The organism is Streptomyces sp. DSM 40750 (genome assembly GCF_024612035.1).
Classification (GTDB): domain Bacteria; phylum Actinomycetota; class Actinomycetes; order Streptomycetales; family Streptomycetaceae; genus Streptomyces.
Genome location: NZ_CP102513.1, coordinates 1,882,467 through 1,904,370 on the forward strand (window position 1 = coordinate 1,882,467; position 21,904 = coordinate 1,904,370).

The 21,904-nt window shown below is 70.5% G+C and carries 19 protein-coding genes; 12 read left to right on the forward strand and 7 right to left on the reverse strand.

All coding sequences use genetic code 11. The features are described from left to right. The first annotated feature begins 9 nt into the window (after positions 1–9). From JIX55_RS08430 to JIX55_RS08450, 5 genes are read left to right on the forward strand one after another with little or no spacing between them, the layout of a single operon-like run. Positions 10–1,008, forward strand: coding sequence for an amidohydrolase family protein (locus JIX55_RS08430; RefSeq protein WP_257562663.1), 999 nt, complete (start codon positions 10–12; stop codon positions 1,006–1,008). Beyond that, a complete protein-coding gene (locus JIX55_RS08435) occupies positions 1,001–2,602 on the forward strand; it encodes a bifunctional 3-(3-hydroxy-phenyl)propionate/3-hydroxycinnamic acid hydroxylase (protein ID WP_257562664.1) in 1,602 nt (533 codons plus the stop codon). The genes JIX55_RS08430 and JIX55_RS08435 overlap by 8 nt, the downstream gene beginning before the upstream one ends. Then, on the forward strand, positions 2,599–3,894 hold the full coding sequence (locus JIX55_RS08440) for an MFS transporter (RefSeq protein ID WP_257562665.1): 1,296 nt from the start codon (positions 2,599–2,601) through the stop codon (positions 3,892–3,894). Before JIX55_RS08435 ends, JIX55_RS08440 begins: the two co-directional genes overlap by 4 nt. Continuing rightward, positions 3,891–5,123, forward strand: a complete 1,233-nt coding sequence (locus tag JIX55_RS08445; protein ID WP_257562666.1) for a maleylacetate reductase — start codon at positions 3,891–3,893, stop codon at positions 5,121–5,123. Before JIX55_RS08440 ends, JIX55_RS08445 begins: the two co-directional genes overlap by 4 nt. Further along, positions 5,116–5,967 (forward strand): dioxygenase family protein, encoded by an 852-nt coding sequence (locus JIX55_RS08450; RefSeq protein ID WP_257562667.1) that lies wholly within the window; start codon positions 5,116–5,118, stop codon positions 5,965–5,967. The genes JIX55_RS08445 and JIX55_RS08450 overlap by 8 nt, the downstream gene beginning before the upstream one ends. A gap of 15 nt (positions 5,968–5,982) precedes the next feature. Here JIX55_RS08450 and JIX55_RS08455 read toward each other — a convergent pair whose 3' ends face one another. From JIX55_RS08455 to JIX55_RS08480, 6 genes are all read right to left on the reverse strand, one after another. Next, entirely contained in the window at positions 5,983–7,917 is a 1,935-nt protein-coding gene (locus JIX55_RS08455; protein WP_257562668.1) for an EamA family transporter, read from the reverse strand. A gap of 36 nt (positions 7,918–7,953) precedes the next feature. After that, a complete protein-coding gene (locus JIX55_RS08460) occupies positions 7,954–8,697 on the reverse strand; it encodes an ABC transporter ATP-binding protein (protein ID WP_257548443.1) in 744 nt (247 codons plus the stop codon). Further along, a complete protein-coding gene (locus tag JIX55_RS08465) occupies positions 8,694–9,515 on the reverse strand; it encodes an ABC transporter ATP-binding protein (RefSeq protein ID WP_257562670.1) in 822 nt (273 codons plus the stop codon). The genes JIX55_RS08460 and JIX55_RS08465 overlap by 4 nt, the downstream gene beginning before the upstream one ends. Further along, entirely contained in the window at positions 9,512–10,804 is a 1,293-nt protein-coding gene (locus tag JIX55_RS08470; protein ID WP_257562671.1) for a branched-chain amino acid ABC transporter permease, read from the reverse strand. Before JIX55_RS08470 ends, JIX55_RS08465 begins: the two co-directional genes overlap by 4 nt. Positions 10,805–10,806: 2 nt before the next feature. After that, positions 10,807–11,853 (reverse strand): branched-chain amino acid ABC transporter permease, encoded by a 1,047-nt coding sequence (locus JIX55_RS08475; RefSeq protein WP_257562672.1) that lies wholly within the window; start codon positions 11,851–11,853, stop codon positions 10,807–10,809. 104 nt (positions 11,854–11,957) lie between these two features. Beyond that, complete coding sequence (locus JIX55_RS08480) at positions 11,958–13,226, reverse strand: branched-chain amino acid ABC transporter substrate-binding protein (protein WP_257562673.1); 1,269 nt, start codon at positions 13,224–13,226, stop codon at positions 11,958–11,960. Positions 13,227–13,930: 704 nt separating this feature from the next. Here JIX55_RS08480 and glnT point away from each other — a divergent pair. From glnT to JIX55_RS08515, 7 genes are all read left to right on the forward strand, one after another. After that, positions 13,931–15,289 (forward strand): type III glutamate--ammonia ligase, encoded by a 1,359-nt coding sequence (gene glnT, locus JIX55_RS08485; RefSeq protein WP_257562674.1) that lies wholly within the window; start codon positions 13,931–13,933, stop codon positions 15,287–15,289. Positions 15,290–15,327: 38 nt separating this feature from the next. Next, positions 15,328–16,218, forward strand: coding sequence for a glutamine amidotransferase (locus JIX55_RS08490; RefSeq protein ID WP_257562675.1), 891 nt, complete (start codon positions 15,328–15,330; stop codon positions 16,216–16,218). Further along, positions 16,206–16,895 carry a glutamate synthase gene (locus JIX55_RS08495; protein ID WP_257562676.1) on the forward strand — a complete coding sequence of 230 codons (690 nt, stop codon included), beginning with the start codon at positions 16,206–16,208 and terminating at the stop codon, positions 16,893–16,895. The genes JIX55_RS08490 and JIX55_RS08495 overlap by 13 nt, the downstream gene beginning before the upstream one ends. An 11-nt stretch (positions 16,896–16,906) precedes the next feature. Beyond that, complete coding sequence (locus tag JIX55_RS08500; protein ID WP_257562677.1) at positions 16,907–18,226, forward strand: FMN-binding glutamate synthase family protein; 1,320 nt, start codon at positions 16,907–16,909, stop codon at positions 18,224–18,226. Then, positions 18,223–19,350 (forward strand): FAD-dependent oxidoreductase, encoded by a 1,128-nt coding sequence (locus tag JIX55_RS08505; protein WP_257562678.1) that lies wholly within the window; start codon positions 18,223–18,225, stop codon positions 19,348–19,350. Before JIX55_RS08500 ends, JIX55_RS08505 begins: the two co-directional genes overlap by 4 nt. Before the next feature lie 54 nt (positions 19,351–19,404). Next, on the forward strand, positions 19,405–20,070 hold the full coding sequence (locus JIX55_RS08510) for a helix-turn-helix domain-containing protein (protein WP_257562679.1): 666 nt from the start codon (positions 19,405–19,407) through the stop codon (positions 20,068–20,070). Between the two features lie 109 nt (positions 20,071–20,179). After that, positions 20,180–21,316: an SGNH/GDSL hydrolase family protein gene (locus JIX55_RS08515; protein ID WP_257562680.1), complete on the forward strand. Its 1,137-nt coding sequence runs from the start codon at positions 20,180–20,182 to the stop codon at positions 21,314–21,316. Between the two features lie 28 nt (positions 21,317–21,344). Here JIX55_RS08515 and JIX55_RS08520 read toward each other — a convergent pair whose 3' ends face one another. Continuing rightward, complete coding sequence (locus JIX55_RS08520; protein WP_257562681.1) at positions 21,345–21,866, reverse strand: hypothetical protein; 522 nt, start codon at positions 21,864–21,866, stop codon at positions 21,345–21,347. Positions 21,867–21,904: the final 38 nt, after the last annotated feature.

Below are 21,904 nucleotides of genomic sequence, written 5' to 3' on the forward strand. Positions count from 1 at the left end.
AACTCCGCAATGAAGCTGATCGGCCTCGAAGAACACTTCGTGACCCCCGACCTGGTGGGCCACGGCGCGTCCACCGCCTCCATCGCCCAGCCCCACGCCTGGGCGGAGGCCTCCCGCCGGCTCCTCGACCTCACCGAGGAACGTCTCGACGGCATGGACGCGGCGGGCCTGGACATGCAGGTGCTCTCGCTCAACTCCCCCGGTCTCCAGGCGGAGAAGGACCCGGCCGCCGCCGTACGGCAGGCGATCACGGTCAACGACTTCCTGACCGGTGTCATCGCCGGGCACCCCGACCGCTTCTCCGGCTTCGCCGCCCTGCCGCTGCAGGACCCGAAGGCCGCCGCCGACGAACTGGAGCGGGCGGTCACCCAGCTCGGGCTGCGCGGAGCCCTCGTCAACGCGCACACCCACGGCAGGTACCTCGACGACCCCGCCCTGCGCGTGGTCTGGGAGCGCGCCGAACACCTCGACGTGCCGCTCTATCTGCACCCGGCCAACGGCGTCGACACCGCGCACGTGCTGTCCGGCCACCCCGAGCTCGTCGGCCCGATGTGGAGCTGGGGCATCGACACGGCCACCCACGCCCTGCGGCTGATCTTCGGCGGTGTCTTCGACGACTTCCCGAAGGCCAAGCTGCTGCTCGGCCACATGGGAGAGGGGCTGCCGTTCGTGCTGTGGCGCATGGACTCCCGCTGGGAGTTCCACGCCCACCACGGCATCGAGCTGAAGCGCGGCCGCCCCTCGGAGTACATCCGCAACAACCTCTACATCACGACCAGCGGCGTCTGCTCCTCCGCCCCGCTCCTGACCGCGCTGCTCTCGATGGGCGCCGACCACATCCTCTTCGGCACCGACTACCCCTTCGAGGACATGGAGACGGCCACGAATTTCCTGCGGAACGCGCCGATCAGCGACGCCGACCGACTCAAGATCGGCCACCAGAACGCCGAGAAGCTCCTCGGCCTCTCCACCGACCCCGCGCCCGCACCCGCGTACGCCGGTGTCTGAGCGGAAGGCCACGCACATGCACGACAAGGCCACGCACATCTACGACGTCGCCGTCATCGGGTACGGGCCCGTCGGCATGGTCACGGCGGCACTGCTGGGGCAGGCCGGCCATGACGTGATCGTGCTGGAGCGCTACCCCACCCTCTACAACCTGCCGCGCGCCGCCATCTTCGACGACGAGACGATGCGGACCTTCGACCGCCTCGGCCTCTCCGGGGCCCTGCTGCCCACGCTGCACGTCCAGCGGAACTACGAGTGGCGCAACGGCTCGGGCGAACTCCTCATCGAGCACGACTTCGCCGCCGTCGGCGGCCAGGGCTGGGCGGAGTGGTACATGATGTACCAGCCGTACCTGGAGGACGCCCTCGACCACCTGGTCCGAGGTCTCGGCAACGTCGAGATCCGGATGGACTCCCGGGTCACCGACCTGCACGACGCGCCGCACGGCGTGGATGTCCAGGTCGAGGGAGCCGACACCGTCGTCCCGGCCCGGTATGTGGTCGCCTGCGACGGAGGCAACAGCTTCACCCGCGACCGGCTCGCCGTCGGGCAGGACGACTACGGGTTCTCCGAGCCGTGGATGGTCTGCGACTTCCGGCTGAAGGAGGACGGCGGCGCGGACATCCCCAAGGCCCGCCAGGTGTGCGACCCGAGGCAGCCGATCTCGATCATCTCGCTGGGCCCCGAGCACCACCGGTTCAGCTTCATGCTCGACTCGGCGGAGTCCTTCCCCGTGGAACGGGAGCCCGACCGGGTGTGGGCGCGGGTCGCCGACTACGTCGACCGGAGCCAGGCCGACCTCATCCGCGTCGCCACCTACACCTTCCGCTCGCTCGTCGCGGAGCACTGGCGCCGTGGCCGGATCCTGCTGGCCGGCGACGCGGCCCACCAGATGCCGCCGTTCCTCGGACAGGGCATGTGCTCGGGCATCCGGGACGCCCAGAACATCGCGTTCAAGCTCGACGCCGTACTGCGCGGCGCCGACGACGCGCTCCTCGACACGTACCAGAGCGAACGCGAACCGCATGTGCGGGCCATCATCGCCAAGGGCATCGAGCTGGGCCGGGTGCAGACCGTGCGCGACCCGACGGCGGCCGCCGAGCGTGACGCCCGCCTGATCGCGCAGCGCGAGGCGAACGGGCGCCCCGAGAAGATGCGCTTCCCGGGCCTCGGTCCGGGTCTGCACGACGCGTCCCCGCAGGCCGGGCATCTGATGCCGCAGGGCCGGGTCGAGTCGCACGGCGCCGAGGGGCTCTTCGACGCCGTACTCGGCCGTGGTTTCGTCCTCCTCGTCGACGGCCGCGAAGGCGCCTCGCTCGACACCTCCGCCGCCGAACTCGCCGCCCGCCTCGGCGTCGGCGTCCACCATCTCACCGACCGCCGCCTCACCACCGAAGGGTTCACCGACGTCGGCGGCGTCTACGGACGCTGGTTCGACGCGACCGGCACCACTGCCGTCCTGTGGCGGCCCGACTTCTACATCCTCGGCACCGTGGCCTCGCTCACAGATGTCCCGGCGCTCCTGAAGACCCTTGCCACCGCAGTCGAGCCGATGCAGGCTCCTGCCATCGTCGGAGAAAGGATCCGGCCATGACCGCTCCGTCCGTCATACGCCCGACCGTCCGCAGAGTCCCCGCGACCACGTTCATGCTGATCGCCGCCTGGGTCGTCGCATCCCTGGAAGGTTACGACCTCGCCGTGTACGGCGTCACCGTGCCCGCGCTCCTGGGCGACCCCTCGCTCGGCATCGACAAGGCGGAGGCCGGCACGATCGGCTCGCTCGTCGGCATCGGCATGCTCATCGGCGCCGGCCTCGCCGGAGCCCTCGTCCACCGCACCGGGCCACGCCGGCTCCTGCTCGTCGGAACCACCGTCTTCACGATCGGCATGGCGGTCTGCACGGTCGCGAGCGGCGTCCCGTCCTTCGGCGCCGGCCGCCTGATCGTCGGCCTCGGTCTGGGTGTCGTCCTGCCGACGATCAACGCCTTCGTCGCCGACCTCAGCGAACCCGGCCACCGCAGCCGCAACGTGGCCCTGATCATGAGCGGTTACGCGGCCGGAGCCCTGCTCTCCCCGCTGCTGGGCACGGCCATGCTCCCCGACGTGTCGTACCGCTGGATGTACGTGATCGGTGTCGTCCCGGTGTTCCTGGCCGTGCCGCTGGTGCTCAGGCTCCCCGAGAGCCCCTTCCACCTGCGCCGTACGGGCCGCGCGGACGAGGCACGAGAGGTGGAGGAGCGACTCGGCCTCACCCCGTCGGAAGCCGCGCCGACGACGGACCCGGGCCGCTGGCTCGGCATCGGCTCACTGCTGACCGGCGGGCTCGCGGTGTCGACCGTGCTCTTCTGGGCCATGTCCTTCTGCGGACTCCTGCTGGTCTTCGGCATCAGCACCTGGCTGCCCAGCATCATGCAGGCCGCGGGCTTCTCGCTCGGCTCGGCGCTGATGCAGACGGCGGCGATGTGGCTGGGCGTCGGGGTCGGGGCCATCATCGGTGGCCGGATCGCGGACAAGCTCGGCCCCAAGCGGGTCGTGGTCGCCGCGTTCCTGGTCGGCACCCTGAGCCTGATCGCGATGAGCACCCGCCCGCCGACGGCCGTGATGTTCGTGCTCATGTTCATCAGCGGGTTCGGGTTCATCGGTTCGCAGATCCTCGGCAACGCGTTCATCGTGACCAGGTATCCGGACGCCGTACGCGGCAACGGCCTCGCCTGGGCCCTGTCCATCGGCCGGTTCGGCGCGATCGCCGGCCCGTCGCTGGGCGCGTTCGTCCTCAGCTCGGGCGCCGACATCGAGTGGGCCTTCTACGCCTTCGCCGTCCCCGCGCTCGTCGGAGCGATCGCGGCCGGCGCCGTGCCCCGGGTCCGGGCCGCGGTGGCTCCGTGAGCCTCGTCCACTCGACGGTGGTCCACGAGTCCTGGGGTCAGCGGGTCGTCTTCGGCTCCGGCACCGCACGGGACGACGTGGCGGCCGAGGTCACCGGGCTCGGCGCGAGCCGGGTCCTGGTGATCGCGGCCGACGCGGAACGCGCCCTGGCCGAGGACATCTGCAAGGACCTCCCCGTCGTCGGGATCTTCGGCGGGGTCCGGCCCCACGTTCCGGCCGAGGTCGCCGAGGCCGTACGCGCCGCCGCCCGCGAACACCGGGCCGACCTGCTGCTGAGCGTCGGCGGCGGCTCGACCACCGGCACCGCGAAGGCGGCGGCGCTCACCACCGGCCTGCCGATCCTCGCCGTCCCCACCACCTACGCCGGCTCCGAGGCCACCCCCGTCTGGGGCCTCACCGAGGACGGCCACAAGCGCACCGGCGTCGACCCGAAGGTGCTCCCCCGGGTCGTCGTCTACGACGCCACGCTGATGCTGTCCCTGCCGACCCGGCTGTCGGTGACCTCGGGACTCAACGCCCTCGCCCACTGCGTCGACGCGTGGTGGGCACCACGGCACAGCCCGATCAGCTCCGCCCTGGCCGTCGAGGGCGTCCGGTCGCTGGCGTCCGCGCTGCCGCGCATCGTCGCCGACGGGCAGGACGTCGCCGCCCGCCGCGACATCCTCTTCGGCACCTACCTCGGGGCGGTCGCCTTCGCCGGGGCCGGTTCCGGACTGCACCACAAGGTGTGCCACGTCCTCGGCGGCGCGTACGACCTCGAACACGCCGCCCTGCACTCCGTGGTCCTCCCCCACGTGGTCGGCCTCAACCTGCCCTCCGCCCCGGACGCGGCCCAGCGCCTGGGAGCGGCGCTCGACTCGCCCGCCGATCCCTTCGGCGCCCTGCTCGACCTCCGTGCGAGGCTCGAACCGCCTTGCTCGCTCGCCGAGTTGGGGCTTGCCGAGGAGGAACTCGACCGGGCCACCGACCTGGTCATGGCCCAGGTCCCGGACTCCAACCCGCGCCAGGTGACCCGCGACGAGATGCGCGCCCTGCTGGGGCGCGCATGGCGCGGGGACATTCCGGTGCAGGTGCCGGTGCCTGTGCCTGTGCCTGTGCCTGTGCCGGTGCCGGTGCCTGTGCCTGTGCCGGTGCCGGTGCCTGTGTCTGTGCCTGTGTCTCCGGCCGGCCTTCCCATGGCCGGGCCGGCCCCCGCGCGAAAGAACACGAAAGAGCCGACCGATGACTGAACAGGAGCTGACCGACAAGGTCGTCGCGAGCTTCGACGGCGCGCGGGACGACCGGTTCCGCGAGGTGATGCGGGCCCTCGTCCGGCACGCGCACGCCTTCGTACGCGAGACGCGGCTCACCGAGGACGAATGGTCCGCCGCGATCGCGTTCCTGACGGCGGCCGGTCACCTCACGACCGACACCCGTCAGGAGTTCGTCCTGCTCTCGGACGTCCTCGGCGTCTCGATGCTGACCGTCGCGGTGAACGAACCGGGCGACGGCGAGGCGACCGAGTCCACGGTCCTCGGCCCGTTCTTCGTCCAGGACTCGCCGGGCATCGAGCTCGGCGGGGACATCGCGGGCGGTGCGAGCGGCGAGCCCTCGTGGGTCGAGGGCCGGGTCACCGGCCCCGACGGCGCCCCGGTCGCCGGGGCCCGGGTGGAGGTGTGGGAGGCCGACGACGACGGGATGTACGACGTCCAGTACGACGCCGGCGAACTCGCCGGGCGCGCCCACCTGTTCACCGACACCGACGGCCGCTACCGGTTCTGGGGGCTCACCCCGACGCCGTACCCGATCCCGGACGACGGCCCCGTCGGCCGCCTCCTCGGCCATGCCGGCCGCTCCCCGCTGCGCGCACCCCACCTGCACTTCAAGGTGACGGCACCCGGCTACCGCCCGCTCATCACGCATATCTTCGTCGCGGGCGACCCGGGCCTGGACACCGACTCGGTCTTCGGTGTGAAGGACTCGCTCGTCCGCCCCTTCGACCGACATCCGGCCGGCGCACCGACACCGGACGGCCGTTCCGTGGCAGGGAGTTGGACCTCGGCGAGCTTCGACATCGTGCTGCGGAAGGAGTAGGACCTGATCGGCTCCTCACCGTCCGCTGGGACTCAGGCCCCGCTGGTCCCCGGCCGGCGTGCCGCGTCCGCCGCGCGCCCGGTCGATCACCGCCCAGGCGGCTGCGGCGTCCTGCACCCCCAGGCCGACACTGCCGTAGAACACGATGTCGTCGGGGCCGGTGCGGGCGGCCGCCCGGCCCACGACGACATCGCCGAGGGCGATGAGGTCCTGCCGTACGAGGTCTCCGGACCGTAGCGCGGTCACCACCGGGCCACAGTGTCCCGCCGCGGTCCCGGGATCGTCGACGACGACGGCGCGCGCCCGGCGCAGCACCTCGGGGTCGGTCTCGCAGCGGGTGGGTTCGACGGATCCGACGCTCACGACGGTGCAGCCCTTCGGCAGCCAGGACCCGAGGACGACGGGCTGTTCGCTGAGGGTGCAGGCGGCGACGATGTCCGCTCCCGCCACGGCCTCCTCGGCGGTGGCCGTGGCCTCCACGGCAAGCCCCAGTTCGGCGGCGAGTTCGGCCGCGGCGGCCTGGCGGTTCCGCGGTGTGGGGCTCCAGATCCGTACCGAACTCAACGGGCGTACCCGGGCGATGGCGCGTACGTGGGCACGGGCCTGAACGCCCGAGCCGATGACCGCGAGGCGGGTGGCGTCCGGGCGCGCGAGGACGTCGACGGCGAGGGCGCTGCCGGCGGCCGTGCGCAGCGTCGTGACGGTCGTCCCGTCCAGCACGGCGACCGGTCGGCCGGTCTCCGGGTCGAGGGCGGTGATCAAGGCGTGAACGTTGGGCAGTCCGCGTGCGGTGTTCCCCTGGTTGACGCTGCCGAACTTGCTGACCGCGCCCGTGTCGGGAGACAGGCGGGCTGCGTAGCAGAAGACGATGGAGCCGTCGAAGCGGCTGGAGTAGAGGATCTTCTCCGGCAGCTCGGCGGTCCCGTCCCCCAGGGCGGCGAACGCCGCGCGCTGGGACTCGATCGCCGTGCCGGGATCGAAGAGGGACTCCACCCGGCGGCGGGACAGGAACAGGATCTCTTCCGGCTCTTCCGTCATGTGCTCTCGCTTCCTCGTCACGGGGATCGGTGCTGCCTCGGCCGCCGCGGCGGAGGCCGCGCCGAGCGCCACTCCCCCGGCGACGAGCAGGCTCCCCAGCAGTTGTCCCGGTCCGAAGCTTCCGGTACCCGCCAGTGGTGCCGTCAGCGCGGCCGACACCGGGATCAGCCCGGACAACAGTGCCATGCCCACCGCTCCGATCCGGTGGATCGCCCCGAACCACAGCACGATTCCCAGGACCGTCACCGCGAGGATCTGCCAGGCCAGCGCCGCCGCCTCCACGCCGTCCGGCATACGTACCCACGCCGGGCCGTCCACGGCGAGCCCCAGCACCGCCGCCTCCACCGCGGCGATCGCGCAGGCGCAGGTGGTCAACAGCAGCGGCCCGAGGACCCGCAGCACCGGTACGACGAAGAGGGCCATGACCACTTCGCCGCCCATCGCGGCCAGTGACCAGAGCAGTCCGGCCCCGTCGGTCCGCCCGAATCCCTGGACCACGGCCGCCCCGGCCGCCACCACCAGCGCCCCGCAGGCCACCCGTCCCGAGGGGCGCCTCGACTCCAGCAGCGGCGCCAGTATCGCCACCACGACGGGGGTGCACCCCACCACGACGCCCGGAACCGCGGGCTCGGCGGTGCGCTCGGCGGAGAGCACCGCCACGTTGAAGCCGACGAGGCCGGCCGCCGTGACCAGGGTGAGCCGCACCCACAGCCGTGGGGTGAGCCGGCGGACCGGTGCCCATCCACGCCGGGAACAGAGGACGGCCAGCAGCAGGAAGCCGAGGGCGTAGCGCACCGACTGTCCGCCGAGGAACGGGTAGTGCGCCATCATGCTGCTCGCCACGAAGGACACACCGACCAGGACGGCGGAGACGGTACCCATCAGGACACCGAGGCGCTGCGCTCGTGTCATGGGCGGTATCGCGTTCACCTGGTCCGCGCGCCGGGCTCAGCCGCCGAGGTAGGCCTTGACGATCTCCTCGTCCTCGGCCAGCTCGGCTGCGGGGCCGTGGAGTTTCAGCGAGCCGGACTCCAGGACGTAGGCGCGGTCGGCGACTTCGAGTGCGGCCAGGGCGTTCTGCTCCACCAGGAGCACCGTGGTGCCCTGCTCGCGGATCCGGGCGATCGTTTCGAAGATGACGTCGACGAGTACCGGGGCCAGGCCCATGGAGGGTTCGTCGAGCAGGAGCAGTCGTGGTTTGGCCATCATCGCCCGGCCGACGGCGAGCATCTGCTGTTCGCCTCCGGACATGGTGCCGGCTTTCTGGTGGAGGCGTTCGCGGAGCCGGGGGAAGAGTTCGAGGATCATCTCCCGGTCCGCGGCGATCCCTTCTTTGTCCTTGCGCAGGAACGCGCCCATGTCGAGGTTCTCGTCGACGGTCATCCGGGGGAAGATCCGCCGGCCCTCGGGTGAGTGGGCGATGCCGCGTCGGACGACCTCGTGGTCCGGTGTGCCGTTGAGCTGCCGGCCCTGGAAGGTCATGGTGCCGCCCCGCACCGGCAGCAGGCCGGAGATGGCGCGCAGGGTGGTGGATTTGCCCGCGCCGTTGGAGCCGATCAGGGTGACGATCTCGCCGGGGTAGACGGTCAGGGAGAGACCCTTCACCGCGGCGATGTTGCCGTAGTAGACGTGGATCTCGTCGAGTTCGAGCATCGGTTCGCGCGTCTCGGTCACACCGCTGGCGCCGCTCATGTGGTCTTGTCCCTTCCGGACTTGCCGAGGTATGCCTCGATGACCCGGGTGTCGTTCCTGATGTCGTCGGGGCCGCCCTCGGCGATCTTCTGTCCTCTGTCGAGCACGGTGATCCGGTCGGAGACCTGCATGACGACGCTCATGTCGTGCTCGATGAGCAGGACGGAGAGGTCCTTCTCGTCCCGCACCCGGTGGACGAACTCGGTGAACCGGCCGGACTCCTGCGGGTTCATGCCGGCGGTCGGTTCGTCGAGGAGCAGGATGCTCGGGTCGAGCGCGAGTGCCCGTGCGACCTCAAGACGGCGCTGGTCGCCGTAGGAGAGGTTGCGCGCGTACTCGCCCGCGACTTTGGCGATGCCGACGAACTCCATGAGTTCCCGGGCGACTTGCTGCGCTTGGCGTTCCTCGCGGCGCTGGCGGGGGGTGCGCACGATGGTGTGGAAGGGGCCCGACTTCAGCTTGGAGTGCATGGCGACCTTGATGTTCTCCTCGGCCGTCATCAGCCCGAAGAGCCGGATGTTCTGGAAGGTGCGGGCCATGCCGAGGGCGGCGATCCGGTGCGGGACGAGGTTGGTGATGTCCTTCTCGCCCAGGATCACGCGTCCGCTGGTCGCCCGGTACAGGCCGGTGAGCACGTTGAAGAACGTCGTCTTGCCCGCGCCGTTGGGGCCGATCAGGCTGACGACCGACTGCTGGGGGATGGTGAAGGACACGTCGTTGACGGCGACCAGGCCGCCGAACTTCACGGTGATGCGGTCGGCGTGCAGTTTCGGCGTGGTCCCGGCGTCCAGCGGTGCCGTCTCAGGGATCGTCGTCATACCTTCTCCCCCATTCCCGTTCCCGTCTCGTCGGTGACGGTCGGTTCGTCGGCGGCTGTGGTCTTGAGCAAGGGTTCCTCGTCCAGTTCGGGAGCGGGCGCTTCCATGTCGGCGCCGAGGGACTCCATGTCGGTGCGGCTGGGTTCGTGCAGGACCAGCCGGGTCCGTGACTCGGGCAGGATCCCCTCGCGCCGGAACAGCATCATCAGCACGAGGATGCCGCCGAACAGCAGGTAGTTGTAGGAGGGGAAGTTGATGTTCGTCCCGAACTGCTCGTTGAAGGACGTCCCGAACTGCGGCAGGCCGGTGGAGTTGACCCAGGCGAGAACGAGCGCGCCGAGCATGACGCCCCACACGTTGCCCATCCCGCCGAGGACGACCATCGCCAGCAGGGTGATGGAGATGGAGAAGTTGAACCGGTCCGGCAGGACGCCTCCGACGTGCGTGGCGAAGGCGACGCCGGCGAGGCCTCCGGCGACCGCGCCGACGGCGTAGGCGGAGAGCTTGGTGCGCATCAGCGGGACGCCCATCATGCTCGCGGCGAGTTCGTCCTCGCGGATGGCCAGCCAGGCCCGGCCCAGCCGGCCCTCGCGCAGGCGCAGCGAGATGAAGACGACGACGACCACGATCAGCACGAAGACGACGTACTTGTACACCAGGTCGAACGGCCCAAGTGTGAAGGAACCGATGGCGATCGGGTCGACCGGGGTGATGCCCTTGGTGCCGTTGGTCAGGTTGAAGCCGAAGACGTTGTCGCCGTTGGTGAAGACCTGCGGGATGATCTCGCCGAAGCCGAGGGTCACCAGGGCGAGGTAGTCGCTCTTCAGGCGCAGCGTGGGCGCGCCGATGATCACGCCCCACACCGCGCAGAAGCCGGCTCCGATGAGGAGTACCAGCCAGAAGCTGATGTGGATGCCGGGTGCGGTGCCCAGTGCCCCGCCGAAGAGGTGGATGTCGACCTGGTAGAAGAAGCCGGACATCAGCCAGCCCGCGGTGTAGCCGCCGAGTGCCCAGAAGGCGACGAAGCCCAGGTCCAGCAGGCCGGCGTAGCCGACGACGATGTTCAGGCCGAGGGCGCAGATCACCCAGACGAGTGCCTCGTTGACGGAGGTGAGCGGCAGCCACTCGCGGAAGAAGGTCTGCCCGCCGGGGCCGAGGTTGGGGATCACGTAGTAGTAGGCGAGGAACACCAGGACCGCTGCCGCGGTGTACCCGAGCGGCCAGCGCATGCGGTGCGGTATCGCCAGGCCCGGCATCCGCCGCGCCTTGGCAGGAACGTCGACAGCCATGGCTACACCTTCTCCGTGGTCGGTCGGCCGAGCAGGCCTTCGGGCTTGAAGACCATCAGCAGGATGAGGATGGCGAAGACGACGCTCTGGGACCATTTCTGGCCGAAGCCGTAGGGCAGGCCGTCGTTGAAGCCCTGGATGAGGCCGATGAGGATGCCGCCGAGCACGGCGCCGCTGATGTTGCCGATGCCGCCGAGCACGGCGGAGACGAAGGCGATGAGGCCCAGCTGGTAGCCGAGGTTGTATGCCGTGGTGCCCACGACCTGCTGGTACATGACGCCCGCGGTGCCGGCCAGCGCCCCGCCGATCAGGAAGGTGAAGGAGATGGTCCGGTTCACGTTGACGCCCATCAGCCGGGCGGCGTCCTGGTCCTGGGCGACGGCCCGCATCGCCTTGCCCTGCCGGGTGCTGGTGATCACCCAGCGCAGCAGCAGGAGGACCGGCACGGTCACGCCGATGACCGCCAGCAGGCTGTAGTCGACCTGGAAGTCGCCGATCCCGAAGGAGCCTTCGGGAAGGACGCTCGGCCACTGCTTGGGCGTAGAGCCGTTCCACTTCAGACCGATGAACTGCAGGACGAAACTCATGCCGACCGCGGTGATCAGCGGAGCGAGCTTCGGGGCCCGGCGCAGGCGGCGGTAGGCCACGAATTCGAGCGTCACATTGATGCCGCCGCAGAAGAGCATGGTGCCCACGATGGTGACGAGCAGGAGCACGATGCCGAGGAAATCGGAGTGTTCCTGGCCCATGACGGTCGTCAGCAGGAAGCCGCTGAACAGGGCGCCGAGCATGAACAGGTCACCATGGGCGAAGTTGATCAGCTCGATGATGCCGTAGACAAGGGTGTAGCCGAGCGCGATGAGCGCGTACAGCATGCCGAGGTTGAGCCCGACCATGCCCGCGGAGAAGAACTGGGACGGGGAGTTGATCAGGTTGGCGGAGAGCCAGACGACGAGGCCCAGGAGAATGACATAGGTGGCGTAGCGCTGGATGACCGCTTTGCGGTCGATCGCGGCCGGCACCGCGACGCTGGTGGCAGTTGCTGCCATGAAGATCCTCGCGAGGGTCGGGAAACGGTGCGGAAGAAACGGACCGAAGCCAGGTCCGGGGCGGGCGCCACCTGTGTGGGGTGGCGCCCGCCCCGGACCTCAACTCAGCTGACGGGCCAGGGCTTCAGGAACTTCTCTTCCTTGTCCGTGACCTGGAGCACCGAGATGTCGAGGACGCTCACGTCGCCGGTCTTGGGGTCGATGTCCAGTTTCTTGCCCACGACCGACTTGTCGGCCGGGATGCTGATCCCGCTGCCCGAGAAGACCTGCTCCGTGATGGACTTCCGGGTGCCGTCGGACTTCTCGATCGCCTGAAGGATCACCTGCAACGCCTCCACCCCGTAGAGGGCGTAGCTGGTGGCCGGGTCCTCGCCGTACTTCTTCTTGTAGGCGTCGAGCAGGTCCGCGCCCGGGCCGCCCTCCTCACGGAGCGTCGTGGCGGTCAGGCCGGCGAAGGTGAGATAGGCGCCCTGGGCCTGTGCCAGTCCGTCGAATTCGGGATAACCGCTGAAGCCGTCGGGCGCGAGGAGCTTCACCTTGGAATTGTCGCCGAGGACCTTCACCTTGTCCTTGACGAGCTGGCCGCCGTTGTTGTCGAAGATGCCGGCGAGGTAGACGCACTCCGGCTTCGAGGCCTTGATACTGGTGAACAGCGCGGTGTAGTTGGGCTGTTTGGCATCCCACGCCTGATTGCCGAGCACCTTGATGCCCTGCTTCTTCGCCTCGTCCTCGAAGGCCTTGCCGACGCCCTGGCCGTAGGTCTGGTTGTCATTGAGGACGTAGCAGTTCTTGACGCCGAGGTCCTTGGCCGCGAACTGGGCCCCCGCCGCGCCCTGGTAGTCGTCGGTCGCGATGACGCGGGCATAACTGCGTGAGCCGGACGGGAAATACTTCTCCGGCTCTCCCGGCTCCCAGGCCTTTGTCAGACCGGGGTTGGTGTTCGCGTGCGACACCATCAGCATGGGGCCGGACGGGTCCTGGTTCAGAACCGGGGCGATGATCTGCGCGCAGCCGGAGTTGTAGGTGCCCATGACCGCGACCTCTTCGGTGTTGCCCACGTGGTCCTGCGCGTTCTTGGCGCAGGTCGCGTCGTCCCAGGCACCCTTGGCGGCCGTCGAGTCGTCGTAGACCTTGAGCTTCACCTTGTACTTGCCGGCCTTGCTGCCTGTCTGGTCCAGGTAGAGCTGCATCGCGTTGACCGTCGCCTCGGACGCGTCCTTCGAGGCCCCCTGAAGCGGCAGGTCCACGCCGATGACAAGCGTGCCGCCGCCGGACGAGCTGTCGGGCGCGCCGCCCGAGGCATTGCCTCCACAGGCACTCAAGGCGAGTCCGGTGACAGCGACCGTCGCGAAAATCTTGGCTGATCTGGACATCCGACTCCTCATTGCTGCAGGTATGGGGAAATTTGAAGCGCTTGTGTTACGCGAGAACACACTTTTATGTCTCGATTACGTTTCGAATTGAATTGTTATCCGCGCCGAGGATGCCAAGAGGGCATGCCAAATCAAGGCCCCGGCGGGGGGATTTCGCCGCGTTCGAGGAGTCGACTCACAGGAGTGACTTCGCCGTATGCAACTGTCGCCGCATGTGACTTTCAGCGCGGTGAAGACACTTTTGGTGACCCGAGTAACCGGTAATTGCGAGCTGTCGGCCAATGTCGCCGCGCCTGGCCGACAGTGGGGGCAAATGGGACTTCGACGCCAATACCGGCGCACCTCTCCTCGGCCCTCGCCGTTCGACCGCCCATCCATGCCTCGATTAAGGGGAACCTGCATCTATCGGTGAACCCTCGTTCACCCCGACCTGCCCAAAGCCGAACCGATGGCCGCGGGGACCCCCTCCTGACGAGACGGCCACCGCGCCCCGGCGCCTCCTCCCGCACCGCCTTCACCGAAACGCCGCGCCGGCGCTGCGTTTCGGCCACTCGGCCGACCGCGTCACGCACGCACCGCGCTGCCGGCCGGATCTGCGAGGCCAGGCGATTTACAGAACGGCAACGGAAGGGACATCCTGGGCGTGTTTCCTGTCGTGAGACTCGTTGTCACGACAGTGAACGCACTCACCCCGGGGAGAGCCCGTGTCCGTTCCGCCGAAGTCCACTCCGCCCGTCCCGGGCACCCAGTCACTCGCCTCGCTCGCCAAGGCGGACGGCGTCCGGTTCCTCCTCGCCACCTTCACCACGCTGACCGGCAAGCCCTGCGCCAAGCTCGTGCCCGTCGAGGCGGCGGACGCGCTGGAGGGCGACGGCGTCGGCTTCGCGGGATACGCCGCCGGAGCCATGGGGCAACTGCCGCGCGACCCGGATGTGATCGCGATCCCGGACGTCTCCTCGTACGTCCCGCTCACCTTCGTCCGCCCCGGCCTGGGCATGGTGCACTGCGACCCGTACGTCGAGGGCAGCCCGTACGCCTTCGCGCCCCGGGTGATCCTGCGGACGCTCGCCGAGAAGGCGGCGGCCGAGGGTACGCGGATGGTCAGCGGGGCGGAGGTGGAGTACTTCCTGGTGCAGCGCGGGGCGGACGGCGTGCTCACGACGGCGGACCGGCTCGACGACGCGGCCCAGCCCTGTTACGACGCCCGGGGACTGACCCGGATGTACGACCACCTCACCGCCGTCTCCGACGCGATGGTGCAACTGGGCTGGGGGCCGTACGCGAGCGACCACGAGGACGGCAACGGGCAGTTCGAGCAGAACTTCCACCACGCGGACGCGCTGACCACCGCCGACCGGGTGGTCACCCTGCGGTACATCGTGCAGGTCCTCGCCGAACAGCGCGGCATGACGGCCACGTTCATGCCGAAGCCGTTCACCGACCGCACCGGCAGCGGGCTGCACATGCACCTGTCGCTGTGGGACGGCGAGCGTGCGCTGTTCCCCGCGGGCGCGGACGCCAGGGACCAGTACGGCATGGGGTTCGGCCCCGAGGCGTACCACTTCACCGCCGGTCTGCTGGAGCACGCGCCCGCCCTGCACGCGCTCATCGCGCCCACCGTCAACTCGTACAAGCGCACCGGCGCGACCACGACCACCTCGGGTGCCACCTGGGCGCCGCGGATGGCGAGTTGGGGCGGCAACGACCGTACGCACTTCCTCCGGGTGCCGGACGCCCACCGGGTCGAACTGCGTGGCGGCGACGGCTCGGCGAACTCCTACCTCGCGGCGGCCGGCGCACTGGGCGCGGGCCTCGACGGGGTGCGCCGCAGGCTCGACCCCGGCCGGCCGGGCGCCGCCGAGGACGGCCCCCGGCTGCCGCGCACGCTGCTCGACGCGGTGCACGCGCTGGAGTGCGACGACGTGGTCCGCGGGGTGCTCGACGCGGTGGACGCCAAGGCCGGAGTCAGCGACTACTACGCCGAGTTGAAGCGCGAGGAGTTCTACAGCTGGCACAACACGGTGTCCCCCTGGGAGATCGACCGCTATCTCACCGCCGTCTGACCACCCCCGTCGTCCCAGGCCCTTTGGAGGTCATGCCCATGTGCGGCATCGCAGGACTCCAGGTGCGCGACCCCTCGCTGGAGCCCCGGCTCGGCGAACTGCTCACCGGGATGCTTCACCAGGCCGCCGAGCGCGGTCCCGACTCGGCCGGCGTCGCCCTGTACGGCGACGCGCGCCTCACCCCGCCCGGCCACTCGGCGGTCAGCCTGCTGGCGCCGGGCGACGCGTCCGCCGCCGAGATCGCCGCGCTGGTCGGCGGGGACACGGCCGCCGTGACCGTCAGCCAGTCGGTCGTCGTCCACTCGCCGAGTCTGCCGGTCGCCGACCTGGAAAGGGCGCTGCGCGGGGCCTTCCCGACGGCCGTGGTCACCGGACGCGGCACCGACCTGGCCGTCCTCAAGGGCGTCGGCCACCCGGACGTGCTCGCCGAGGAGTTCGGCCTGCGTGCGGCGACCGGTCGGCAGGGCATCGCCCACACCCGTATGGCCACGGAGTCGGCGGTCACCCCGGAGGGCGCCCACCCGTTCTCCGTCGACGAGAACGTCTGCCTCGTGCACAACGGCTCGTTCGCCAACCACGCCACCGTCCGGCGCGAACTGCGCGCCGAGGGCATCGCGTTCGACAGCGAGAACGACTCCGAGGTCGGTGCCCGTTTCGTGGCCGCCCAGCTCGCCGCCGGGCACGACCTGGAGAAGGCGCTGCGGCTGCTCTGCGAGCGGTTCGACGGCTTCTACACACTGCTGGTGACGACGGGTGACACGTTCGCCGTCGTCCGGGACGCGATCGCCTGCAAGCCGGCCGTCGTCGCCGAGACCGACGCGTGGGTGGCGATGGCCTCCGAATACCGCTACTTCGCCCATCTGCCGGGCATCGAGTCCGCCCGCATCTTCGAACCCGAGCCGGAGGAGGTCTACACATGGCAGCGCTGACGACGACGGTGGTCGACCTGTCGCAGGAGTCCGCCCGGGACCTCAACTCGGCACTGCACAAGGCGAGTCCGGGGACGTCGTGGCACGTCACCCATCCCGGCGGCGCCCACAACCTCGCCGTCGGCCTCACCACCGGGCTGGACGTCGTCATCGACGGCCCGGCGGGCTACTACTGCGCCGGCATGAACCAGCGCGCCACGGTCACCGTCCACGGCAACGCCGGTACGGGCGTCGCCGAGAACATGATGTCCGGCACGGTGCGGGTGCGCGGCAGCGCCTCCCAGTCCGCCGGCGCCACCGCCCACGGCGGTCTGCTGGTCATCGACGGCGACGCCTCCGCCCGCTGCGGGATCTCGATGAAGGGCGTGGACATCGTCGTCGGCGGCGACGTGGGCCATATGAGCGCCTTCATGGGCCAGGCCGGACGCCTGGTGGTGTGCGGTGACGCCGGGGACGCCCTCGGCGACTCGCTCTACGAGGCCCGCGTCTACGTCCGGGGCAAGGTCAAGTCCCTGGGCGCGGACTGCGTGGAGAAGGAGATGCGGGCCGAACACGTCGCGGAACTCGCCGGGTTGCTGAAGTCGGCCGACCGGGACGACGACCCGTCCGCGTTCCGCCGCTACGGCTCGGCCCGCGAGCTCTACCACTTCAGGGTCGACAACTCGTCCTCCTACTAAGGGAATTCGCCATGGCACCCGCATCCCACGGCCTCCGCGAGTCGGCCACCTTCGACCGCGCCACCATCCACGCCATCCAGCGTGCCGCCGAGACCGGTATCTACGACATCCGCGGCTGGGGCGCCAAGCGCCGCGTCCCGCACTTCGACGATCTGCTGTTCCTCGGCGCGTCCATGTCCCGCTACCCGCTGGAGGGTTACCGCGAGCGCTGCGACACGGATGTCGTCCTGGGCACCCGCAACGCCACGTACCCGCTGCGTCTGAAGACGCCGGTCACCATCGCGGGCATGAGCTTCGGCGCGCTGTCCGCGCAGGCGAAGGAGGCCCTCGGCCGGGGCGCGTCCGAGGCCGGCACGTCCACCACCACCGGCGACGGCGGGATGACCCCCGAGGAGCGCGGCCAGTCCAAGCACCTCGTCTACCAGTACCTGCCGTCCCGCTACGGCATGAACCCCGACGACCTGCGCAAGGCCGACGCCATCGAGGTCGTCCTCGGTCAGGGCGCCAAGCCGGGCGGCGGCGGCATGCTGCTCGGCCAGAAGATCACCGAGCGGGTCGCCGCCATGCGGACCCTGCCGCTCGGCATCGACCAGCGCAGCGCCTGCCGCCACCCCGACTGGACCGGTCCCGACGACCTGGAGATCAAGATCCGGGAGCTCAGGGAGATCACGGACTGGGAGAAGCCGGTCTACGTCAAGATCGGCGCGACCCGTACGTACTACGACGTGAAACTCGCCGTCCAGGCGGGCGCGGACGTCGTCGTCCTCGACGGCATGCAGGGCGGTACCGCCGCCACCCAGGACGTGTTCATCGAGCACGTCGGCATCCCGACCCTCGCCGCGCTCCCCCAGGCCGTCCAGGCGCTCCAGGAGTTGGGCGTCCACCGGCAGGTCCAGCTCGTCGTCTCCGGCGGCATCCGCGGCGGCGCCGACCTCGCCAAGGCCATGGCGCTGGGCGCGGACGCGGTGGCCATCGGCACGGCCGCGCTGATCGCGCTGGGCGACAACCACCCGAAGTACGACGCCGAGTACCGCGAGCTGGGCTCGGCCGCCGGGTACTACGACGACTACCAGGACGGCCGCGACCCGGCGGGCATCTCCACCCAGGACCCTGTCCTGTCCGCCCGCCTCGATCCGGTCGAGGGCGGCCGACGGCTCGCCAACTTCATCCGCGTGATGACCATGGAGGCGCAGACCATCGCCCGCGCCTGCGGCAAGGCCCACCTGCGGCACCTGGAGCCCGAGGATCTGGTCGCCCTCACCATCGAGGCGGCCGCCATGGCCCGGGTTCCGCTCGCGGGCACGAACTGGATCCCGGGGGCCGGGCTGTGAGCCCCGGACCGCCTGAGTTCGACGTCGCGGTCGTCGGCGCGGGACTGATGGGGGCGGCCACCGCGTGGGCCGCCACCCGGCGCGGGCTGTCCGTGGCCGTCCTTGAGCAGTTCGACGCCGGGCACGACCGGGGCAGCTCCCACGGCAGCGCCCGTATCGTCCGCCGCGCCTATCCGGACCCGCTGTACATCGGGATGACCGGGCGCGCGATGGAGCTGTGGAACGAGCTGGAGACCGACGCCGGCACACAGGTGCTGCGCGTTGTCGGCGGCCTCGACCACGGCCGGCTGCGCGAACCCGAGCGCCTCGCGTCCGGCCTCGCCGCGGCCGCTGTCCCGCATGAACTGCTGCCGCCCGAGGAGGCGGCACGGCGCTGGCCGGGGCTGCGCTTCGACGGCCCGGTCCTCTTCCACCCGGAGGCGGGCACCGTCGACGCGGCCGGGGCCGTGGCCGCCTTCCTGGAGCGGGCCGGGGCACGCGGGGCGGACATCCGGCACGGCACCGCCGTACGCCGCGTCACCCCGCTCGGGGAGGCAGCCGTACGGCTGGAGACGGCGGAGGGAGCGACCCTCACCGCGCGCCGTGCCGTCGTCGCCGCCGGGGCCTGGACGTCCGACCTGTCGGCCGGCCTCGTACCGTTGCCCGAACTGACCGTCACCCAGCAGCAGGTCTTCCACTTCCCGCGCCGCGACCCGGCGGCCGAGCCCTGGCCGATCGTCGTGCACAAGGACGCCCTCAGCACCTACAGCCTCCCGGGCGGACGGGACGGCGGCCCCTTCGACGGCCGCAAGATCGCCGAACACGACGCGGGCGGGCCCACGACCGCCGACACCCGCGACGGGAAGGTGGACCCGGCCGCCCGCGACCGCATCACCGCGTACGTACGACAGTGGCTGCCCGGTCTGGTGCCGGAGCCCTTCAACGAGGCCACCTGCCTCTACACCTCCACCGCGAACGACGACTTCGTGCTCGACCGGTCCGGTCCCCTGGTCGTGTGCTCGCCGTGCTCCGGGCACGGCGCCAAGTTCGCGCCGCTCATCGGGGAGCTGGCCACCGAGCTGGCGCTGGGCGGGGCGGCGCCGGAGCCGCGCTTCACACTGGCCGCCCACGCCGCCCGGCGATGATCCGCGTGGACCCTGTTTCATCGTGGGAAACACCGTCGCGGCACAATGGCCTCCATGACGTCTGACCCGGACACACCCGTGTTCCCCGACCGTGCCGCCGACCTGCCGGACCGCGAGGTCGATCCCGGCGAGGCCGCGCGGAAGCTGGAGCTGGAGGTCGTCATCGGGCGTCAGGTGCGGGAGTACCGTACGGCGGCGGGCCTGTCGGTGGCCGAGACGGCGGCCCGGGTAGGGATCTCCAAGGCGATGCTCTCCAAGATCGAGAACGCGCAGACCTCATGCAGCCTCACCACGCTCGGCCGGCTCGCCACCGGTCTCGGGGTGCCGGTCACCGCGCTGTTCCGCGGGGTCGACGCCGACCGCGAAGCCGTCTTCGTCCCGGCCGGGCAGGGCGCCCGCATCGTCCGCCGCGGCAGCCGGGTCGGCCATCTCTACGAACTCCTCGGCGGCCTGCGCGGCCCGCACAAGCGTATGGAGGCCGTCCTCGTCACGCTCACCGAGCAGAGCGAGGTCTTCCCCCTCTTCCAGCACCCGGGCACCGAGCTGCTCTACATGCTGGAGGGCGAGATGATCTACGGTCACGGCGAGGCGAGTTACACCATGCGCCCCGGGGACGCCCTCCAGCTCGACGGCGAGGGCGCGCACGGGCCGCAGGAGTTGGTGGAACTCCCCATCCGCTTCCTGTCCGTCACGTCCTACGGCGATCACGTCCCGGGCTGAGACGCGGATGTCGTCGCGAGGGGTTGACGGAGTCGCGTGGGGCGGCCACCTTCGATAGCGCATGACGATGGGAGCGCTCCCATACCGCGCGTGTCGAAGGGATGGCCACATGCCTACGCCCCACCGCTCAGCCCGTACCTCCCGGATATCCAGAAGAACCCTGGTCACGGCGACCGCCGCGGGCCTCGTCACCGCCGTCGCCTCCCCCTCGCGGGCGGCCGGCGGCACCCGGGCCCGGTTCCACACGGTGGGCCGGGTCAAGAAGGGCGACGACGGGACGGTTCGGTACAGCTGGCCCGGCGTCTACTTCGAGGGGCGGTTCAGGGGAACGGGTGTCGGTGTCGTCCTCGACGACTCCGACAACGACTACGACGTCCAGGTCGACGGAACGACCGTGGCCACCCTCGTGACGCCGGGCCGGACCGTCTCCTGGATCGACGGCCTCGCCGACGGCGGACACGGCGTGCGGGTCGTGAAGCGGACGGAGAGCCCCTGGGCGGCGGGCCGGTTCGGCGGGTTCGTCGCGGCTGCCGGTGGCGCGATCCTCACCGGACCCCGGGCACGGAGCAGACAGATCGAGTTCATCGGTGACTCGTACACCGCCGGATACGGCAATGTCTCCGACACCCAGGACTGTTCCGGCAACGGCGGGGTCAACCGGAACAGCAATGCCGATCTCGCGTTCGGCGCGCTCACGGCCCGAAAGCTCGACGCCGACTACCAGATCAATGCCTTTTCCGGCCGTGGAATGGTCCGCAATTACAACGGCGGCGATCCGGGAACCGACTTTCGCACGTACTACGACCGCGCCCTGCTGAACGTCGAGGGTGACGTCTGGCGGAAGCCGGAAAGCTGGCGTCCGCAGGTCGTCGTGGTCGGGCTCGGCATCAACGACTTCTCGACGCCCCTCAATCCCGGCGAGCGCTGGACGACGGTGGACGACTTGGTCGCCGCCTACGAAAGCGCCTATCACGGGTTCCTCGACAAGTTGCGCGCCCGGTACGGGCCCAAGGCGTTCGTCGTGGTCGCCGCCGCCCGTCTCTGGAACACCACCGCGTTCGCGGAGGCCACCCTGCGGATCGTCGAGGAGCGCGGCCGCCGGGGCGACGGCCGGGTCAGCCACTGGTACTACGACGATCCCGGCCTGGATCACCTGGGCTGCGACTGGCATCCGTCGCTCAACGACCACCGGATCATCTCCGGGCTGCTGGACGACCATCTCGCGGGGCTGCCGCTGCGGTGGTAGCGGGGCTCTCGCGGTGTGCCGCGGGGGTTCAGGCCGTCAGGGACTGCCCGGGCTCCAGCGTGGCGAGGAGGCCGGCGTGGTGCAGTGCCGCGACGGGGGCGAGGAGGTCGGGGTGGCGGAGCAGTGCGGCCGCCCGCCGGTCGAGGTCGTCCGGGGTGAGGAGGCGGCGGAAGGCGACCGGTGAGCCGGCCGTGTGCGAGGTGTCGGTGAGGGCGGCCACCGCCGTGCTGGCCAGCGCGGGGTCGGCGAGCAGACAGGCCGCCCAGCTGGCCACGACCTCGTCGACCCAGGTCCGCCAGGCGTACTCGTCCGGTGTCGGGTCCTCGTCGGCGCCGGTGAGCCAGTCGAGCCGGGCGGATCCGCCGGATCCCGCCACGCCGACGAGCGCCGCGTCGATGGGCGTCGGATAGCGGAGCCAGGCCGCCACGGTGACGGCCTGCCGGGCCTGCGCCTCGGCGAGCGCCCCGTCCAGCGCGCCGCCGCCCGCCGGATAGGCGCGCGTCAGCCATTGGGTGGTCGCCGCTATGAGCGGGGCGAGATCTGCGAGCACTGGGCCTTCCATGGGTACTGGGGAGCGCGTCACAAAAC

Excerpts from the sequence above, each read along its gene's own strand:
- JIX55_RS08430 (WP_257562663.1), top strand. The coding sequence starts at position 10 with ATGAAGCTGATCGGCCTCGAAGAACACTTCGTGACCCCCGACCTGGTG.
- JIX55_RS08460 (WP_257548443.1), bottom strand. The coding sequence starts at position 8,697 with ATGAGCGGCGCCAGCGGTGTGACCGAGACGCGCGAACCGATGCTCGAA.
- JIX55_RS08470 (WP_257562671.1), bottom strand. The coding sequence starts at position 10,804 with ATGGCTGTCGACGTTCCTGCCAAGGCGCGGCGGATGCCGGGCCTGGCG.
- JIX55_RS08490 (WP_257562675.1), top strand. The coding sequence starts at position 15,328 with ATGTGCGGCATCGCAGGACTCCAGGTGCGCGACCCCTCGCTGGAGCCC.
- JIX55_RS08440 (WP_257562665.1), top strand. The coding sequence starts at position 2,599 with ATGACCGCTCCGTCCGTCATACGCCCGACCGTCCGCAGAGTCCCCGCG.
- JIX55_RS08500 (WP_257562677.1), top strand. The coding sequence starts at position 16,907 with ATGGCACCCGCATCCCACGGCCTCCGCGAGTCGGCCACCTTCGACCGC.
- JIX55_RS08450 (WP_257562667.1), top strand. The coding sequence starts at position 5,116 with ATGACTGAACAGGAGCTGACCGACAAGGTCGTCGCGAGCTTCGACGGC.
- JIX55_RS08475 (WP_257562672.1), bottom strand. The coding sequence starts at position 11,853 with ATGGCAGCAACTGCCACCAGCGTCGCGGTGCCGGCCGCGATCGACCGC.
- JIX55_RS08480 (WP_257562673.1), bottom strand. The coding sequence starts at position 13,226 with ATGTCCAGATCAGCCAAGATTTTCGCGACGGTCGCTGTCACCGGACTC.
- JIX55_RS08495 (WP_257562676.1), top strand. The coding sequence starts at position 16,206 with ATGGCAGCGCTGACGACGACGGTGGTCGACCTGTCGCAGGAGTCCGCC.
- JIX55_RS08510 (WP_257562679.1), top strand. The coding sequence starts at position 19,405 with ATGACGTCTGACCCGGACACACCCGTGTTCCCCGACCGTGCCGCCGAC.
- JIX55_RS08465 (WP_257562670.1), bottom strand. The coding sequence starts at position 9,515 with ATGACGACGATCCCTGAGACGGCACCGCTGGACGCCGGGACCACGCCG.
- JIX55_RS08515 (WP_257562680.1), top strand. The coding sequence starts at position 20,180 with ATGCCTACGCCCCACCGCTCAGCCCGTACCTCCCGGATATCCAGAAGA.
- JIX55_RS08455 (WP_257562668.1), bottom strand. The coding sequence starts at position 7,917 with ATGACACGAGCGCAGCGCCTCGGTGTCCTGATGGGTACCGTCTCCGCC.